The sequence below is a fragment of the Aeromicrobium sp. genome, assembly GCF_037719875.1.
Lineage (GTDB): Bacteria > Actinomycetota > Actinomycetes > Propionibacteriales > Nocardioidaceae > Aeromicrobium.
This window is the reverse complement of record NZ_JBBJMJ010000006.1, coordinates 1-18,324: the sequence shown is the minus strand read 5'-3', so window position 1 is coordinate 18,324 and position 18,324 is coordinate 1. Positions and strand designations below refer to the sequence as shown.

General features: G+C 67.5%; 15 protein-coding genes. 4 read left to right on the top strand and 11 right to left on the bottom strand.

What is annotated here, in order from left to right:
• Positions 1 to 24: 24 nt before the first annotated feature.
• Entirely contained in the window at positions 25 to 1,659 is a 1,635-nt protein-coding gene (gene murJ, locus WKF39_RS07655) for a murein biosynthesis integral membrane protein MurJ (protein ID WP_340387009.1), read from the bottom strand.
• Positions 1,652 to 3,718 (bottom strand): DUF6049 family protein, encoded by a 2,067-nt coding sequence (locus tag WKF39_RS07650; RefSeq protein ID WP_340387007.1) that lies wholly within the window; start codon positions 3,716 to 3,718, stop codon positions 1,652 to 1,654. Before WKF39_RS07650 ends, murJ begins: the two co-directional genes overlap by 8 nt.
• Before the next feature lie 139 nt (positions 3,719 to 3,857).
• Between WKF39_RS07650 and WKF39_RS07645 the strand changes: the two genes are divergently transcribed.
• A complete protein-coding gene (locus WKF39_RS07645) occupies positions 3,858 to 5,252 on the top strand; it encodes a CCA tRNA nucleotidyltransferase (protein WP_340387335.1) in 1,395 nt (464 codons plus the stop codon).
• Between the two features lie 74 nt (positions 5,253 to 5,326).
• Here the strand turns inward: WKF39_RS07645 and WKF39_RS07640 are convergent, their stop codons facing one another.
• The 5 genes from WKF39_RS07640 to WKF39_RS07620 are packed head-to-tail and all read right to left on the bottom strand — an operon-like array spanning position 5,327 to position 10,162.
• Positions 5,327 to 6,616 carry an ABC transporter substrate-binding protein gene (locus WKF39_RS07640; RefSeq protein ID WP_340387005.1) on the bottom strand — a complete coding sequence of 430 codons (1,290 nt, stop codon included), beginning with the start codon at positions 6,614 to 6,616 and terminating at the stop codon, positions 5,327 to 5,329.
• Positions 6,609 to 7,724 (bottom strand): branched-chain amino acid ABC transporter permease, encoded by a 1,116-nt coding sequence (locus tag WKF39_RS07635; protein ID WP_340387003.1) that lies wholly within the window; start codon positions 7,722 to 7,724, stop codon positions 6,609 to 6,611. The genes WKF39_RS07640 and WKF39_RS07635 overlap by 8 nt, the downstream gene beginning before the upstream one ends.
• Before the next feature lie 2 nt (positions 7,725 to 7,726).
• On the bottom strand, positions 7,727 to 8,605 hold the full coding sequence (locus WKF39_RS07630; protein WP_340387001.1) for a branched-chain amino acid ABC transporter permease: 879 nt from the start codon (positions 8,603 to 8,605) through the stop codon (positions 7,727 to 7,729).
• Positions 8,606 to 8,609: 4 nt separating this feature from the next.
• Positions 8,610 to 9,338, bottom strand: coding sequence for an ABC transporter ATP-binding protein (locus WKF39_RS07625; RefSeq protein WP_340386999.1), 729 nt, complete (start codon positions 9,336 to 9,338; stop codon positions 8,610 to 8,612).
• A complete protein-coding gene (locus tag WKF39_RS07620) occupies positions 9,338 to 10,162 on the bottom strand; it encodes an ABC transporter ATP-binding protein (protein ID WP_340386997.1) in 825 nt (274 codons plus the stop codon). The genes WKF39_RS07625 and WKF39_RS07620 overlap by 1 nt, the downstream gene beginning before the upstream one ends.
• 109 nt (positions 10,163 to 10,271) lie before the next feature.
• On the opposite strand from WKF39_RS07620, the gene WKF39_RS07615 reads away from it, so the two are divergent.
• Complete coding sequence (locus tag WKF39_RS07615; RefSeq protein ID WP_340386996.1) at positions 10,272 to 10,874, top strand: TetR/AcrR family transcriptional regulator; 603 nt, start codon at positions 10,272 to 10,274, stop codon at positions 10,872 to 10,874.
• 105 nt (positions 10,875 to 10,979) lie between these two features.
• Here WKF39_RS07615 and WKF39_RS07610 read toward each other — a convergent pair whose 3' ends face one another.
• The gene (locus WKF39_RS07610) at positions 10,980 to 12,059 is read right to left on the bottom strand and encodes an inositol-3-phosphate synthase (protein WP_340386994.1); all 1,080 of its coding nucleotides are present in this window, start codon (positions 12,057 to 12,059) and stop codon (positions 10,980 to 10,982) included.
• A gap of 22 nt (positions 12,060 to 12,081) precedes the next feature.
• Entirely contained in the window at positions 12,082 to 12,678 is a 597-nt protein-coding gene (locus WKF39_RS07605; protein ID WP_340386992.1) for a PadR family transcriptional regulator, read from the bottom strand.
• Between the two features lie 193 nt (positions 12,679 to 12,871).
• Between WKF39_RS07605 and WKF39_RS07600 the strand changes: the two genes are divergently transcribed.
• On the top strand, positions 12,872 to 15,037 hold the full coding sequence (locus tag WKF39_RS07600) for a transglycosylase domain-containing protein (protein ID WP_340386991.1): 2,166 nt from the start codon (positions 12,872 to 12,874) through the stop codon (positions 15,035 to 15,037).
• Here WKF39_RS07600 and WKF39_RS07595 read toward each other — a convergent pair.
• Entirely contained in the window at positions 15,034 to 16,068 is a 1,035-nt protein-coding gene (locus WKF39_RS07595; RefSeq protein WP_340386989.1) for an alanine racemase, read from the bottom strand. The two genes, WKF39_RS07600 and WKF39_RS07595, sit on opposite strands and share 4 nt — an antisense overlap.
• Positions 16,069 to 16,070: 2 nt before the next feature.
• Positions 16,071 to 17,201, bottom strand: coding sequence for a peptidoglycan bridge formation glycyltransferase FemA/FemB family protein (locus WKF39_RS07590; protein ID WP_340386987.1), 1,131 nt, complete (start codon positions 17,199 to 17,201; stop codon positions 16,071 to 16,073).
• A 62-nt stretch (positions 17,202 to 17,263) separates the two neighbouring features.
• Here WKF39_RS07590 and WKF39_RS07585 point away from each other — a divergent pair, with 62 nt between their 5' ends.
• Positions 17,264 to 18,151, top strand: coding sequence for a siderophore-interacting protein (locus WKF39_RS07585; RefSeq protein WP_340386985.1), 888 nt, complete (start codon positions 17,264 to 17,266; stop codon positions 18,149 to 18,151).
• Positions 18,152 to 18,324: the final 173 nt, after the last annotated feature.

Genomic DNA, 18,324 nt, shown 5'->3' with positions numbered 1-18,324 from the left:
CGCACGCGAAGACCTGGAGGCCGATCAGCTCCGGCGCCTCAAGGTGTTGACGACGTACGTCAGCTGGTCCATCCCGACGACGCGGGCACCGGCGACATACGTGAGCGCGCCCGCCAGCCCGGCGACGGCCGTCGTGATGAGGCCACCCACGGCCCGTGTCGGCTCGACACCGGTGCTCTCGAGGCCGTTGGCGACGCCGAGCATCACAAATGCCATGAGTACAGCCGCGACGGTGAGTCGGCCAAGGAATGCGAGCATCTCTCGGTCAAAGACGTTGCCCACGGCTCGCGCGAGCAGCGAGGCGGACAGGATCGAGCCCACCACGTAGGCCAGGCCGTAGGAAAGAGCGACCATCATCGCGACCCGGTCAGGCTCGACCCGCGAGGCCAGCACGACCGCGAGCCCGATGTTGGCTCCGGCGATGACGACCTGGATCAGGAAGGGCGTGCGGTTGTCCTCGTTGGCATAGAAGCCGCGCAACATCAGGTAGTGCACCGTGAAGGCCACCATCGACAGCGAGAAGGCCTGGATCGTGTGGCCGATCGACTCGGTGCTCCCACCGAGAGCGCCGATGCCACCGGCGATCGCCGCGGCAGGTTGGCCGAGGCACAGCAGCGCCACGGCGATCGGGACCACGATCACCAGGGCGATGCGGACCGTGCGCCCGAGCTCGAGCCTGAACCGGTCATACCGTCCATCCGCCGCCAGTCCCGCGAGGGTCGGGATGATCGCCGTCGCCAGGGAGACCGTGATGACGCCGTGGGGCAGCTGGCTGATCAGGAAGCCGAGGCTGTAGACCGCGAGGCCTGCCGCGACCTTGCCGTCGCCCGCGCCCTCCAGGGTGGCGCCGGTCAAGATCTTGATGATCGCGATGTAGGCGATCTGGTTGGCCAGGATGAATGCCAGTGTCCACGCGCCGAGCCGCAGCGTGTGCCCGAGGCCGACCCCGCGAAAGTCAAAACGCGCCCGGAAGTGGAATCCGGCTCGGCGCAGGTAGGGCAGGAGCACCAGGGCCTGCAGGGCGATTGCGGCGGTCGATCCGGCCCCCAGGAGGAGCGCCTCGGACCGGGTGAACCCGTCGATACCGTTGGAGGCGCCGAAGGTGACCGCGTAGGTCAGGATCACCCCGCAGGCGACGACGTTGTTGATGATCGGTGCCCACATCATCGGCCCGAAACGCCCACGCGCGTTGAGGATCTGGCCGACGAGGACGAACGCCCCGTAGAAGAACACCTGGGGCAGGCACAGGAGCATCAGCAGCTCGGCCGACTCGCGCTGGGCGGAGAACTGTGAGGTGAAGAGCCGGTCCGCGAAGACCACCCGCAGCAGAACCGGCGTCGCCAGCATCAGCAGGACCGTGGCGGTCGCGAGGACGAGCAGGCCCAGGGTGATGACGCGGTTGGCGTAGGCGTCTCCGCCGTCCTCGTCGATCTTCATCGCCCGAACGAGCTGCGGCACGAGCACGACGTTGAAGATGCCGCCGGCGACCAGGATGTAGAGCGTGTTGGGGATCGAGTTGGCGCTGTCGAAGATGTCGGCATTGAGCGATGCGCCGATCACCGCGAGGAGCAGTCCCATCCGGAGGAAGCCGGTGAACCGCGAGACGATCGTGCCGAGGGCCATCCAGGCACTGGCCCGGGCGATCGTCCGGTCATTCATCGTCGTCCGCCGGTCGCTCGGACGGGGTTCGGGTCTGCGTGCGGTGGCGACTGAACCGACGTACGAGGGCGGCGAGGACCAGCAGGCCGGCGAGTCCCATCGCGACCCAGAGGACCATCCCGATCTTGCTGGACCGCACGTTGAACTCGGCCGGCTGGCCGATCGCCTTGCCGTCGGTCGACTTGAGTGTCGCGGTGAGGGAGGTCGTCTTCTGACGGCCGAGATCGATGTCGACGGTGAGGGTCCGGCGCTCGCCCGCCCCGATGTCGAACGGCTTGACCTCGGGGATCGTCAGCGCGGGATTGCTCGAGTCGAGTGACACTCCGACCCGGATGGCCTCGTCCGTGCCATTGCGGATCGTGACCGGAAATCCGCCCTTGGAGCTCGACAGGGTCACCGATGGTGGCCCGCTGATCGTGATCCTGCGGAGCTGGGCACCCGCCCGCCGCGCAAGAGCCTGGGCGACCATGCGAGCCGCACCGGGTTCTGACCGCCAACGAACGCTGAGCACCCCCGCAACGTCCTGGGCCAGCGAGTCGTCGACCGCATCGCTCTGGGGGATCACCGAACTCAGCTCGTTGCCCTTGGACAAGATGTCGGTCGCCACCTTGAGCTGGGTTCTGCCGAGGGGACGACCCTTCGAAGTCGCAGGCACCGTGCCGCGATAGGCGACGAGGGGTCGGGTCAGGATCGAGTCGAGGCTCACGCCGGTGACGAAGGGGGCACTGAACGCCGATGACAGGATGCCGGTCGACCACGTCGTGCCAGGGTCCCAGCGCGGATCGACCATCGTCACGGCGTCGGCGCGAGAATTGGGGTCGATCGACCGCTGGAGCGTTGCGAGGGCGGCCTCGCTGAGGATGCGCTGGCGCAGGGTGAGGACCGAGTCCTGACCCGGCACGCCGGCATCCAGGACATCGTTGACGAGCAGCGGCATCGGCCCGCGAGAGGTCGAGTAGCGGACCAGCGATCCTTGCCGACGATCCCAGTCCGGGACATCGGCGGGCCCGACGATGACCGGGGCGTCCCCAGCACCGCGCAGGCTCCGAATCAGGTCGGCGGTCACTCCGCCGCTGGTCGGCCACGACACCTTGCGCCCGCTGAGCTGGAAGGTCGTGAGGGCCGAGGCCGTGGCCCGTTCGATCACCGCCGTCAACCGAGCCGCCAGATCTCCATTGTTGGACAGGGCCAGGGTGTCCGGGCGGTCGAAGCCGAGGACCCAGCATCGCTGGGCACGAGCGAACGCGACCAGGTCGTCGACGAATCGCGAGGCCTCGACCCGTTGCTCCCGCGTGATCTCGACGTCCTCGGGGAGATTGCGCCCCCGTGCGAGATCGTTGACTCCCACGAGAAGTGCTGGGTCGACCAGGACCGTGGGGGCACCGCCGGTCGTGTCGGTGGCGAGGTCGAGCAGGTTGCGCAGGCGTCCCCCGGACGAGACCGCGGTCAACAGCCTGAGGGGCTCGGTGTCCTCGCCGGACCCGCCGCGCTCGGGCATGAGGAAGGGCCAGACGATCGAGGCCGGGACGGGCGCTCGCGTCGACGAGACGAGCGGGAGGAATGTCGTCGCCCTGGCGATCGCGTCGACACTGCGCTCACCGTCGGTGTCGGTGCCCAGGATCTGGACGCCCACGGGATAGACGCCCTCCGCGCCCGAGACCCCGAGCTTGCCGTAGGGGACCTTGATCCGGAAGCGGCGGGTCTCCTTGGGGGCGAGGTCGCCGATGTCGTCGAACCTGCCGGTGTCGATGACTCGGGCACCGGTGTAGGCGTCGCCGTTGTCGACCGCCTCCTGGATCTGTGCACGAGTCGTGAATGGGACTGTCGGGATGACCAGATAGGCCTGCACCGTTGTCCATGCGTGAGGGTCGTTGTTGGTCACGGTGCCGGTCATCGTGATGGTGTCGCCGGCCCGGAGCCGGCTCGGCGACAGGGACTGGATGCTGACCGTGAGATCGGGATCCTTGTCGGCTGCATGGACCGGGACTGCGGGCACGAGCGCGATCGCGAGGATCGTCACGAGCAGCGCGACGAGAATGGTTCTGCTGCGGCTGCTCACCCGAACATGCTAGACGTACGTGCCCCGCTCCCTGGGCTTGTCGAGCCGTCGTCGGCTCGCTGGACCAGGAGCCACGCGCAGCCCGATAGAGTATGTCCCCGTGCCCACGTCCGCTCTGACCACTGATCGCCGGGCCAGGATCGACGCCACGCTTGCCGCGAACCCGTTCCTGGTCGAGGTCGGCGCGCTCTTCGAGGCCGCAGGTCACGAGCTCGCGATCGTGGGTGGCCCCGTGCGCGACGCCGTCCTCGATCGACCGGGCAGTGACTGGGACTTCGCCACCTCTGCCCGGCCGGAGGAGATCGAGCGGATCACGGGCTCGTGGGCCGATGCGATGTGGGACGTGGGGCGTGAGTTCGGCACGATCGGGCTCCGCAAGGGCCATCACGACCTGGAGATCACGACCTACCGCAGCGATGCCTATGACTCGGCCTCCCGCAGGCCCGCGGTCGAGTTCGGCGAGACCCTCGACGGCGATCTCTCGCGGCGCGACTTCGCGGTCAATGCGATGGCGATCCGGCTCCCGTCACGAGAGTTCGTCGACCTTTACGGCGGGCTCGCCGATCTCGACGACCGGCTCCTGCGGACCCCGGTGACGCCCGAGCAGTCCTTCAGCGACGATCCGCTCCGGATGATGCGGGCGGCCCGGTTCGTGTCACAGCTCGGTTTCCGCGCATCGGCCGACGTCGTCACAGCAATGACAGAGATGTCCGGCCGGCTCAAGATCGTCTCGGCGGAGCGGGTCCGTGATGAGCTCAACAAGCTGCTGATCGGCGCAGGTCCGGTCGCGGGCCTGCGACTGCTGGTCGACACCGGCCTTGCGGAGCAGATGCTGCCCGAGCTGCCCGCATTGATCCTCGAGCGCGACGAGCACCACCGGCACAAGGACGTCTACGAGCACTCACTGACGGTGCTCGAGCAGGCGATCGCCCTGGAGGGACGGCTGGAGTCACAGCCGGACCTGGTGATCCGCCTCGCGTCGCTGCTGCATGACATCGGCAAGCCCAAGACGAGGCGGTTCGTCGAGGGCGGGACTGTCACGTTCCACCACCACGACGTTGTCGGGGCCAAGCTGACCCGCAAGCGGATGCGGGCGTTGCGCTACAGCAACGATGTGATCGACCAGGTGGCGAAGCTTGTCGAGCTGCACCTGCGTTTCCACGGCTACGGCTCCGGCGAGTGGACCGATTCGGCCGTACGCCGCTATGTCCGCGACGCCGGGGACCAGCTCGAGCGCCTGCACATCCTGACCCGCGCGGACAGCACGACCCGCAACCAGAAGAAGGCCCAGCGTCTCCAGCGAACGTACGACGAGCTCGAGCAGCGGATCGCGGTGCTGGCGGAGCAGGAGGAGCTCGGCTCGATCAGGCCCGATCTCGACGGGGCTCAGATCATGCAGATCCTGGGGATCTCACCGGGCCCCGAGGTCGGCGAGGCCTACCGGTTCTTGTTGGACCTGCGGATGGATCGCGGGCCTCTCAGCGAGGCCGACGCGACCGAAGCCCTCAAGGCGTTCTGGGCCGCCCGCTCATAATCGGGCGGTGACGGTCTCACTGGCATACGGGGCGAACGAAGGGCCGGCCCCGAGACCGGCCCAACGTGTGCTCCCTATTCGGTGGGGATGCCGTCAGCTGGTGGCTGCGTGGGCTCCTCGGTGTATTCCTCGACGGGTGTGTCGCCGTCGTCGGTGGAGTAGGTCGGGCCGAAGTAGTCCTGCGACGTGCCGGTCACCTTGGCCATGCGCACACCCCCGTATCCCGCATGGTCATCCTTGGCGTAGCGCAGCTTGCCGAGACCCGAACCGTCCAGGCCACCCTTCTCGACCGTCTCCATGAGCGACTCCCGAGTGAGGTCCTTGCCGTTCTGCTGGAGCGCCTGGACGAACAGATATCCGACTGTCATGCCGTAGACCGTGTTGCCGGTGAAGGGCGCGTCGTCGTTGAACTCGGCGTTGATCTTCTTGAACTGCTTGACCCACGGATCCTCGGCGTCGAATGCCGACGGCAGGTAGTTGGAGCTCAGGAATCCCTCGAGCAGCGGTGCCGCCTTGCCCAGCGCGCCTCCGACCGTGTTGAGGTCGGCACCGACCGAGGTGCTGATCCACTGGGGCTGGAACTTCAGGCGAGCGGCGGTGCCGACAGCCAGGGCCGTGAATCCAGGGACCGTCGCCAGGGAGACGACCTCGCACCCGGCCGACTTGAGCTTGCCGATCTGTGGCGCGACGTTGGTGTTGCTCGTGACGTACTTCTGCCGCTCCGCCACGCCGTCCTCGCCGAGGACCTGGGTCAGGCCCAGGAGGGCGTCGCGGCCGAAGTCGTCGTCCTGCCCCAGGAAGCACACCTTCTTGCCGGCGAGGTTCGCCTTGATGTAGGTCGCCTGCACCTTGGCCTCGGTGGTGTAGTCGGCCTGGAAGCCGAAGGTGGTCGGATACTTCTTGACCTGGTTCCAGTTGCGGCTGCCCGACGCAACGAACAGGTCGGGGACCTTGTTGGTCTTGAGGAAGTCCAGGACACCGGTATGCGTCGGGGTGCCGAGACCGTTGACGATGGCGAAGACCTTGTCCTTGAGGACGAGCTCGCGCACGACCTTCTGGGTGTTGGCCGGGTTGTAGCCGTCGTCCTTCACCTTGTAGGTGATCTTGCGGCCGTGCACCCCGCCCTTGCTGTTGACGTAGTCGAAGTACGCCTTGGTCGCCGGCGAGATGGAGGAGTAGCCCGCGGCGGCAGGACCGGTCAAGGGCTGGTGGGTGCCGACGACGATCGTGTCCTTCGTGACGCCGGGCGAGGACGCGGCGTCCCCGCCACCGCCACCACCGCCGCAGGCCGCGAGGGCGCCGATCAGGCCGAGCGAGGCGACGGTCGCGACCGGTCGCCGGAAGCGGTGGGTGTGTTCATGCATCGATGGACTCCGAACTTGTTGTGGTGGGTGGGTCTTCGGTGGTGGTCGTGCCGGGTCGGGACGAGGGTGGGCGCCCGGAGCGCCGTGTCCGCTGGGACACCGCGGAGACGAGTCCCTGGATGCCACGCGGGAAGACGATCGTGACGAGGATCAGGACCAGGCCGAAGACCGCCAGCGACAGGTTGCCGTCGAGGCGCTCGGCGAGCTGGGGAGACGAGCCGATGTTGTCGGCGAGCGAGTCGGTGATCTCTGGCAGCGCGACCAGCAGCAGGGCACCCCATACCGCGCCGGCAAGGCTTCCGATGCCGCCGATCACGACCGCCATCAGCAGGAAGAGTGAGAACGCGAGCGAGAAGGCCCCCGGCGACACCGACTGGGTCAGGATCGCGAGGATGCCTCCGCCGAGGCCGGCTGTCGCGGCGCTGACGACGAAGACGATGACCTTGGTGCGTTGCACGTTGATGCCCGACAGCCGGGCGGCGACCTCGTCGTCCCGGACCGCCCGCATCTCGCGCCCGAATCGGCTGTGCACGAGGTTGGCGAGCAGCAGCATCGTCAGCAGCGCGGCGGCGCAGGCGATCCATGCCTGCCAGCGCTCGAGTGGGAAGGTGATGCCGAGGCTGGCCGGTGCGGGCTCGACCAGCACGGAGAGCCCCTGGTCCCCTCCGAGCTGGTCGGCGAATGTGGTCGTGATCGCCGGCACGACGATCGTGAGGGTGAGGGTCAGCCCGGCGAGGTAGGGGCCGAACAGTCGTGCCCCGGCCAGCCCCACGATGCCGCCCACGATCGCGGTGGCGACGACGGCGGCGACCAGGGGCAGGAGCAGCAGCATCGGTCCGGTGGTGCCCCGGTCGCCGACCTCGGCGGACATCAGGGCGTACGTGTAGGCGCCGACGGCCATCAGCGCCCCGTGTCCCAGCGACAGCTGACCGGACAGCCCGACCAGCACCGTCAGCCCGGCGGTTGCGCAGAGATAGGCGGCCATCGTGGCGAGCTGATAGTTGCGGTAGGGCGACAGTGTGTAGGTCAGCGCGAGCAAGGCCACACCTGCCGCGAGCGTGACCAGCAGGTGCCTCAGGAGCGTGTGACGCGCGAGGAGTTCGATCATGATCAGACCTGCCTTGCCGTGGCGTGGCTGAACAGGCCGGACGGTCGCAGCAGCAGCACACCGATCAGCAGTCCGAGGATCACAACTGCCGACAGGTCGTTGTCGGAGTAGCCGCTGACGTACGACAGGACGAGACCGACCCCGAGACCGCCGACGACGGCGCCGATCGGGCTGTCGAGACCGCCGATCACCGCAGCGGTGAACGCGTAGACGAACACGAGGTCGGTCGCGTGGGGGTGGGCCCCCAGCTCGGTGGGCACGACCAGGAGGGCGGCGAGGCCGCCGACCGCGCCGGCGAGCGCCCAGCTCAACGTCAGCATGCGCCCGACGTTGACGCCCAGCAGGCGGGCCATGTCGGGGGCGAAGGCCGCGGCGCGCATCTTGAGGCCGATGTCGGTGCGGGTGAAGGCAAAGCCGAGGCCGGCCATCACGGCGAGCACCGTGACGAAGACGAAGATGTCGTAGGGCGAGAGGAGCGGTTGGTCGCCGATGCTGAGTGGACTACGGCTGAACGGCACGTCCATGGGGCGGTACTGGCTGCCGTAGATGATGCCGAGAATCGCCTGGATGACCAGGACCAACCCGAGGGCGACGATGACGGCATTGAGGTGCTGGGTCGGGTCGACGAACCGCATGACGTACCGCTCGGTGATGGCGCCGATGACCAGGCCCGACACGACGGCCGCGACGAGCCCGAGCCAGTAGGAGCCCGAGGCGTTGGTCACGCTGTAGGCGATGAAGGTCGTGGCGGCTGCCATGGCGCCCTGCGAGAAGTTGACCAGGCGGGCGCCTCGCCAGATCAACACCAGGGCAAGGGCGAACGCCGCGAAGACGGCACCACGGGCCAACCCGTCGACGGTGAGGAAGATGAAGGGGTCCATGTGGTCAGAACCCCAGATAGGCGTGTCGGAGGTCGTCGTCCTCGGCGATGCGGGCAGCGTCGTCGGTGACGACCACCTCACCCAACGAGAGCACGACGCCGCGGTCGGCGATGGACATGGCACTGCGGACGTTCTGTTCCACGAGCAGCACCGAGAGCCCCGTGTCGTCGCGCAGGTTCTTCAGGAGGGTCATGATCTGGCTCGTGACCTTGGGCGCGAGCCCCAGCGACGGTTCGTCGAGCAGCAGGAGGCGCGGACGAGCGACCAGGGCCCGACCGATCGCGAGCATCTGCCGCTCACCGCCCGACAACTGGTGGCCGGGGCTCCTGCGCCGCCGGGCCAGCGGTTCGAAGAACTCGAAGACCTCCGCGGTGGCCCTTCGGGCGTCGTCCTTGTCCTTGCGCCACACGTGGCCGAGCCTGAGGTTCTCCTCGACCGTCAGCTCGGTGATGACGCCGCGTCCCTCGGGCACGTGCGCGATGCCGCGGCGGACCAAGTCGTGCACGCGCGTCCCACGCAGCTCGTCGCCCTCCCACGTCATGGAGCCCTCGGTCGGCTCCACCAGTCCCGACAGGGTCCGCAGCAAGGTGGTCTTGCCGGCTCCGTTGGCTCCGACAACGGCGACGATCTGGCCCGGGTCGATGTCGAGGTCGATGCCACGGAGGACCGGTGCCGCGCCATAACCCGCGGTCAGCCCCCGGACCCGCAGCTGCGAGCCGGCCGGATCGCCCATCAGGACGCCACCTCGGCGCCGAGATAGGCCTCGGCGACCGCAGGGTCGTTGCGCACCTCGGCCGGCGTCCCGTGGGCGATGACCTTGCCGAAGTCGAGCACGACGATGCGGTCGCAGACCTCCATCACGAGATCGACATGGTGCTCGACGAGCATGACCGAGCACCCCGAACCGCGAGACGGAAGGCTCGTGATCAGGCGGCCGAGCTCGAGGATGTCGTCGTGGCCGAGGCCGCCGGCCGGCTCGTCGAGCAACACGAGGCGCGGCTCGCTGATCAACGTACGGGCGAGCGCGACACGCTTGCTGACGGCGTAGGGCAGCGTCGACGGGTGGGCGCCGGCGTGGGCGCCCAGACCCAGGTCGTCGATGAGTGCCTCAGCCCGCTCGCGCAGCTCGCGTTCGTCGCGGTCACCGCGTGGCAGCGCGAAGAGGTGCGACGCGAATCCCGCGCGGGTCGAGTGGGTTGCGCCGGCGACGATGTTCTCCAGCACGCTGAGGCCGGGGAACAGCCCGAGTCCTTGCAGGCTCCGCGAGATGCCGCGCCGGGTCAGCTGGTGCGGCACCGGTCGCAGCGGCGAGCCGTCGAGCAGCAACCGTCCCGCTTGGGGGCGGGTGAATCCGCAGACGACGTTGAACAGCGTCGTCTTGCCGGCGCCGTTCGGACCGATGACGCCGACGACCTGGCCGGGTGGGACCTCGAACGAGACCGAGTCGAGCGCTGTGAGGCCACCGAAGCGAACCGCCACCCCGTCGACCACGAGGTGCGCCCCGGACCTGGCGTCGTCCCGGGAGGTGGGGCGTGTGACCGGCGTCTCAACATTCATGCACAAAGAGTGTATGTTTTTCTGGCGGGCGTCAACCGGTGGAGCCCGCAAGCGGGACGCTGACCCGCGCGGACATACTGATGCCGTGGGGACAAAGGAGAGACGGCCCATGCCGACAGAGCGGCAGCGCAACACCGATGGACGGATCGCCCGGGGTGAGCGCACCCGCGACGCGATCGTCGAGGCGCACGCCGAGCTGTTGCGCGCCGGGGTGCTCAAGCCCACCGGCAAGATCATCGCCGAGAAGGCCGGGATCTCGCTGCGGACCCTGTGGCTCAATTTCAAGGATCTCGAGGCTCTGCTCGAGGCGACCACGGGCTACTGGCTCGAGGCCGACGCAGCGCAGTGGGACCCGATCGCTCAGAGCCTGCCGCTCCAGCAGCGGATCGACATCTTCTGCCGCCAGCGAGCGCGGCGCATGGAGCACTTGGCGCCGGCGGCCAAGTCCGCGTTGCTGGGCGAGCCCTTCTCTGCAGCTCTCGCCGCCAGCAGGGCCAAGCACGTCGAACGGCTGCAGGGGGACCTGCTGGCGGTCTTCCCCGATCGGCTCGAAGACGGCACTGGACCGCACCGCACCATGGCTCTCGCCCTGTTCGTCGCTGCCAGTGTCACGACCTGGACCGTGCTGCGCGACGACTTCAGTCTTGGCATCAGCGATGCGACCGCGGTCATGCGTGACACGTTCACGGCCCTGCTGGAGCCTCGGACATGACGAAGGGCCGGACCCCGCGGGGGACCGGCCCTTCGTCTGGGCGCGAGGACTGGTGTCAGCGTTCCAGTTCACCCGAGCGAGCTCGTTTGCAGCCAGACTTGGGCGTCAGCGTTCCAGTTCACCCGAGATGTACTTCTCGAGCATCTCGCGACCGAGGTCGTCGGGACGCTGCTCCGGAGGAGACTTCATCAGGTAGGACGAGGCCGAAAACAGTGCGCCGCCGATCCCACGGTCCTTGGCGATCTTGGCCGCACGGATCGCGTCGATGATGATGCCGGCGGAGTTGGGCGAGTCCCAGACCTCGAGCTTGTACTCCAGGTTCAGGGGGACGTCGCCGAACGCGCGACCCTCGAGGCGGACGTAGGCCCACTTGCGGTCGTCGAGCCACTGGACATAGTCCGACGGGCCGATGTGCACGTTCTTGGCGCCGAGGTCATGGTCGATGTTGGACGTCACGGCCTGCGTCTTGGAGATCTTCTTGGACTCGAGGCGGTCACGCTCGAGCATGTTCTTGAAGTCCATGTTGCCGCCGACGTTGAGCTGGTAGGTCCGATCGAGCACGACGCCTCGGTCCTGGAACAGCTTGGCCATGACGCGGTGCGTGATGGTCGCGCCGACCTGGCTCTTGATGTCGTCGCCGATGATCGCGACGCCGGCGTCCTCGAACTTGCGGGCCCACTCCGGGTCCGACGCGATGAAGACCGGCAGCGCGTTGACGAACGCGACCTTCGCATCGATGGCGCACTGGGCATAGAACTTGTCAGCCTCTTCGGAGCCCACCGGGAGGTAGGAGACGAGGACATCGGCCTGGGTGTCCTTGAGGACCTGCACGACGTCGACCGCAGCGGCGTCGGACTCCTCGATGGTCTCGCGGTAGTACTTGCCGAGTCCGTCGAGCGTGTTGCCCTTCTGGACGATGACACCTGTCGGCGCGACGTCGGCGATCTTGATGGTGTTGTTCTCGCTGGCCTGCGTCGCCTCGGAGAGGTCGAAGCCGACCTTCTTGGCATCGACGTCGAACGCCGCGACGAACTCGATGTCGTTGACGTGGTATTCGCCGAACTTGACGTGCATCAGCCCGGGGACGTTGCCCTCGGGGTCGGCGTCCTTGTAGTACTCGACGCCCTGGATCAGGGACGTGGCGCAGTTGCCCACACCCACAATTGCTACGCGTACCGAACCCATGGGTTCTCCTTCATTGAGGTGTTCACTTCTTGGTCGGGGTGATGTCTGTGCTGGTCGTGCCGTCTTCGTCGGGATAGCCGCCTGAGCGTTCGCGGTCGATCAGCTCGGTCAACCACTTGACCTCACGCTCGACCGACTCCAGGCCGTGCCTCTGCAGTTCCAATGTGTAGGAGTCGACCCGGTCCCGCTTGCGCTGCCCGGCCTTGCGGACGTTGTCGAGCCGCTCTTCGAGCCGGCTCCTTCGTCCCTCGAGGATGCGAACGCGGGAGGCGGCATCGGTGCGCGCGAAGAACGCGAAGCGTACGCCGAAGGTCTCGTCGTCCCACGTTGAAGGGCCGGAGTCCTCCAGAGCCTGGGCGAAGTGCTCCTTGCCCTCCGCAGTGAGCTTGTAGACGATCTTGGCGCGTCGCCCCCTCGCCTCGGGCAGCACGGCTTCGTCGGCCACGATGTAGCCGTCCTTGCCGAGTGCCTTCAGTGCGGGATAGAGCGTGCCGTAGGACAGGATGCGACCCCAGCCCAGCAGGGCGTTGACCTGCTTGCGCAGCTCGTAGCCGTGCATCGGGGCATCGTGGAGCAGTCCGAGGACTGCCACCTCGAGTGCCGCGCCGCGTCGTGTCATCGTCCACCCTGACAAAGTGTGCTGTTTGTATGTATATCGGTACGATACATCTATTTGGTGTATCGACAACACTGTGGGGCCCGTCACTTACGCCGCCACGGCGCCTGCCGATTAACCAATCCTCAGGTACGTTCGGCACACTTGGTCGTTGACGGACCCGAACCCCGGGATCCCGATGGAGGTAGACAGACCCTTGGCAACACAGCGAAAGACAGCACCGCGCTCGAAAGCCGGCAGCGGCAGGCTCAAGCGCCTGAACCGCAGGATCGGCGGGCGCGGACCGTGGTGGCTTGCCACGATCAGATGGGTCGCCTTGTTGGGCGTGTTCGGCATCCTGGTCGCCGCCGCTTCGTTCTTCATCCTCTATCGCGCGATCTCGATCCCCACCGCCAACGCCGCTTTCGAGACGCAGACGACGAAGGTCTTCTACTCCGACGGCAAGCACAAGCTCGGCGAGTTCGCGACGCAGGACCGCGAGAGCGTGCCGCTCGATGACATCCCGGCCTCGATGCAGGCCGCTGCGATCGCCGCCGAGGACCGCACCTTCTACTCCAACAACGGCATCGACCTCAAAGGCATCATCCGCGCGGCCCGCAACAATGCCACGAGCGGTGAGATCCAGGGTGGCGGCTCGACGATCACCCAGCAATACGTCAAGATCCTCTACCTGACGCAGGAGCAGTCCTACAAGCGCAAGGTCAGGGAAGCCGTCCTCTCGGTCAAGATCCACAACCAGCGGAGCAAGAAGGAGATCCTCGAGGGCTACCTCAACACGATCTACTTCGGCAACGGCGCCTACGGAGTCGAGGTCGCTGCCAAGACATACTTCGACAAGCCGGCCTCCGAGCTCAACTATGCGCAGTCGGCGATTCTCGCGACGGTCATCAACAGCCCGAGCTTCTACGACCCCTACACCGATGGTGCCGCCGATCGAATCGGCCCGCGATTCCGCTATGTGCTCGACGGCATGGTCAAGTCCGGGGCCATCACGGCAGACGAGGCCGCGAAGTTCGATGACCGGATACCCAAGTTCGCCAAGAAGAAGGACATCAACCGCTTCAGCGGCTCGAAGGGACACCTGCTCCGGCTCGTGCAGCTGAAGATGGACGAGCTCGACTTCAGCTCCCAGGAGATCGAGGGTGGCGGGCTGAAGATCGTGACGACGTTCAACTACGAGCGGCAGATGGCCGCGATCAACGCGATCAAGACGAACCGGCCGCCCGGAGCCAAGCAGCTGCACCAGTCGCTGGTGTCGATCAAGCCCGGGACGGGTGCCGTGCAGGCGATGTATGCGGGTCGCGACTACCTCAAGAATCAGGTCAACTGGGCGACGTCCGGCACGCAACCGGGCTCGACGTTCAAGGTGTTCTCGGTCGTGGCGGCGCTCGAGGACGGCTACAGCCTCAAGACCCGGCTCAACGGCTCGTCACCCCTGCTGATCAATGGCAAGGTGGCGACCGAGAACCAGGGCGACAGTGGTGGAGATTCGTTCGGCACCATCCCGCTGGAGTTCGCAACGCAGAAGTCGGTCAACACCGCCTTCGTCGACCTGATGGATCAAATGGACGACGGACCGGAAAAGACCCTCGACGCGGCGGAGCAGGCAGGCATACCGACCTCGGTCATCGACAAGGTCAAGAATGCCGAGGACGGCCCGCCTCTGGTGACCCCGCTCGGCTTCTTCCCGGTCGCCCCGGTCGACATGGCCAACGCCTACGCGACGCTCGCGGCGGACGGCAAGCGGGCGGACTGGTTCATCATCAAGTCGGTCGAGGACGCCAACGGCACCAAGATGCACGAGCACAAGGTGCGAACCAAGCAGATGATCCCCAAGGACGTCGCCGCCGACACCATCGCGGCCATGGGCAAGGTCGTCAACTCCGGGGCTGCCGGCACCGGTTCGAACGCCCGGACGATCTGCCCCACCGCTGGCAAGACCGGCACCGCAACTGCGGGTCCGGACGACGATCAGCGCGTCTCCTCGTCGTGGTTCGCGGGCTACAGCCCCAGGCTGGCGACCGCGGTGATGTACAACCGCGGCAAGTTCGGCAACGGCGACCTCGAGGGCTACATGGTGCCGTTCTTCGGCGGCCAGATCCCGGCGCGGACGTTCCAGACATACATGAATGCCGCGCTGGAGGGCACCGAGTGCGGCACGTTCCCGCCCCCAGCCAACATCCAGGGCAAGAAAGGCGAGGTGTTTGTCAAGCCCACGCCGAGGCCCACGCGGAAGCCTGAGCCTAAGCCTGAGAAAACCACACCGGAGCCGCCCGAACCGACCAAGACCACTCCCGGTCCGAAACCGACGACGTCGGAGCCCTCGGTGCCGGCACCGCGCCTTACCAAGAAGCCTGACTAGCCGAAGGTGATGGCGTCGAACGTCGCGGTGGTGAACCTCACCGCGACGTCGACGCCGTCGCCGACCCGGGGCGCCTGCGCCGTCGAGGGCAGGAAGATCATGCTCGCCTGCATGTGCGGCGGCTCGGCGAACCAGCGCTGCTTGCCGTCGATCGTGAACGGCGAGAGGGAGAATCCGGCCGCCTCGAGTCCGCCCTTGGCCAGTGACTTGCCGCGCTGCACGACACCGGCAGAGGACTTGGGCGCCTCCAGGCCGATGCCGTGGCTCGTGCCGCCTGCGACGATCAGCAAGAATCCGTCGCGGGGCATGGGCCGCTGGCGATAGCCGATCCGCTCGCCGCGGGCGACGTGGTGGCTGTCCAGGACTGTCGCGCGTACGGACAGCGCACCGAGGTCGCCGAGCCACAATGCGGTGCCGACGCGCGGCCGGATGTCGAGCTGCGGCCGCCGCTCGCGCAGCACGGCCAGCTCCGTCGAGGTGAGGTGCGAGGCGTAGAACGTCGTGGTCTCGACCTGTGACGCCTCGAGCGCCGCCGCCCAGCTCTGCGCCTCACCGAAGTTGTTCCCGGCCATCGGCAGGTGCACTGCGAAGCCCTCGACGCGCAGGTCACCCATCGCCGCGACCGCCGAGGCCAGCTCGTGACGGTCGAGGCCGTGTCGGGCCATCGAGGTCTCGCCCTCGACCAGGACCCTGGCGGCGGAGTCGGATCCGGCGGCGAGGGCCGCGATGTCCTCGACCCGGCCGACGGTGTGGATGACTCGGTCATCGTGGACGACGTCGGTGAAGAACGGGCGCCACGGGGTCAACACCATGACGTCGCCGGCGAATGCCGCGAGCGCGGCAGGCACCTCGGCATACGTGCCGACGGCGATCATGTCGAGACCCAGAGCCGTCGCCTCGGCGGCGAGCAGGTCGCGACCGAAACCGTAGCCGTTGCCCTTGATGACCGGGACGATGCCCGGAGTCCGGTCGACGACGTCGCGGAGGCCACGTCGCCAGCGAACGGCGTCGACATGCAGATCGAAGCTCACGCTCATCGCCTCTTCAAATATGTGGTGAAGCCGAGATGGAGCGCGCGGTTGAGCGGCAGGTCCCACTCGCCGAGATACTCGACCGCCTCGCCGCCGGTTCCGACCTTGAACTGGATCAATCCGACGTGCGAGTCGTCGGGGTCCAGCGTCTCGGTGATGCCACGCATGTCGTAGACCGTGGCGCCGGCGGCCATCGCGTCGCGGATCATCTGCCACTGGATCGCGTTGGAGCCACGGACGTCCCGCTTGGCCGTGGTCGAGGCGCCGTAGGAGTACCACGCATGTGCACCGACCCGGACCATCGTGGTGGCGGCCACGAGGTCGCCCTCATGACGAGCCAGATAGAGCACCAGCCGGTCGGGCTCCTCGGCGGTGAGTGCGTCCCACATACGCTCGAAGTAGGACAGGGGTCGAGGCGTGAAGTGATCACGATCGGCCGTCTCGGCGTAGACGCGATGGAACTCGGCGAGATCGCCACGCTCGCCCCGGGTGACCTCGACGCCGGACTTGGCGGCCTTCTTGATGTTGCGCCGCCACTGCTGGTTCATGCCGGCGAGGACGTCCTGCTCGTCGCGGCCGCCGAGCGGGATCTGGAAGTTGAACTTCGGCTGCCCGGCGGAGAAGCCGTCGTCGATCGGGATCTCCTTCCAACCGAGGCCGGACAGTGCGGTGGTCACGGTGAGGGCCGTGGCGTCACTGTCATCGGCGGGTACGTCCGAGAGCCTCTGGAGCACGGGGTCGGCGATGGCCTGCTTGATCGTTGCCGCGTGCCAGCGGCGGGCCACGACCTGCGGCCCCATGCGGATGCCGAATGCGCCCTGGCTCTTGAGGTGTGCCGCGAGCGGAGTCAGCCAGCGACCGAGGTCGGGGTCGGTCCAGTCGATGTCGGGCCCCTCGGGAAGGTAGGCGAGGAAGCGCTTGACCCGCGGCAACTGTCGGTAGAGAACCAGAGCTGCCCCGACGAGGGTGCTGCCGTCGAACCAGCCGATCGACTCGCCGCGCCACTCGCTCTTGACCGCCGCCCACGCCGGGGTCTGCAGGAAGCTCACGGAGGCTCGACTCCGGATGAAGTCGAGGTGCTCCGACGCGCTGATGGGCCGAACGCCAAGTGGTCCGGGAGGGGGAGCTGACATCACCCGCACACGCTATCAACCGAAGTAAGTTAGGCTGTCCTAAGTTCTCGACTTCGGAGGTCATGACAGTGAAGACGTACGCCGCCACAGTGATCGGCAGACGCCGGCTCTCCGCGCACCTGGTCACGGTGACACTCGGCGGGTTGGTTGACTTCCCGACGACCGGCATACCCGATGAGTACCTGCGGGTCATGATCCCGCCGGCCGGCGCCGAGCTCGTGCTCCCGGAGATCGACGAGAGCTGGAAGGTCACCTATCCCGACGGCACCGTCCCGCCGGACCACCGGGTCTACACCGTCTCGGACCACCGGGTCGTGGATGGGGAGACCCGGATCGACCTCGATATCGCCCTGCACGACGAGGGCGTTGGGTCGGACTGGGCGCGCAGGTGTGAGCCGGGGGACCGAGTCGGGCTGGTCGAGCCGCACGGGCTGTATGCCGCGCCGGACGGAGTGGGCTGGCAGCTCCTGGTCGCCGACATCACCGGCGTGCCGGCGGCGGCCCGCATCCTGCGGGGCCTCGAGGCAGGGCAGAAGGCCGAGGTCGTCATCGTGTTGACCGACTCCGGCGACGAGATCGCGTTGCCGAGTGCCGCAGACGTCGATGTGACCTGGCAGGTCGTGGCCCAGGAGACCGACATCTGCGACGGCCTTGCTGATGCCGTCACCTCGCGGCGGCTGCCCGACTCGGATCGCTACGTCTGGCTGGCAGGGGAGGCGCGCGCGAGTCGGGCCGTTCGCCGGCACCTGCGCCGCGAGCTGGGCTGGCCGCAGTCCGACTTCTACACCTGCGGCTACTGGCAGATCGAGGCCGAGAAGTGGAACGCACGCTACGAGCAGGTCGAGGCCGAGGTGCTCGCCAAGGCCGAAGAGGTCCAGAAGACGGTCGGCGGGGATGAAGGCGCCTACCTCGACGCCCTTGACGACATCTACGAGAGCGTCGGCCTCTGACGCTGACCCCCCCCCGCTGACGGGTCAGTTGTTGCCCATCGAGGGGTCAGTTATGGAGCCGGAAACTGACCCGTCCCTGGACGAATACTGTCCCCGCCGCGGGGGTGGGGGGGGGTGCGCCCTAGGGGTTCTGGCCACGGACGTTAGGCACGGCGTGCCGGGTGGACATGAGT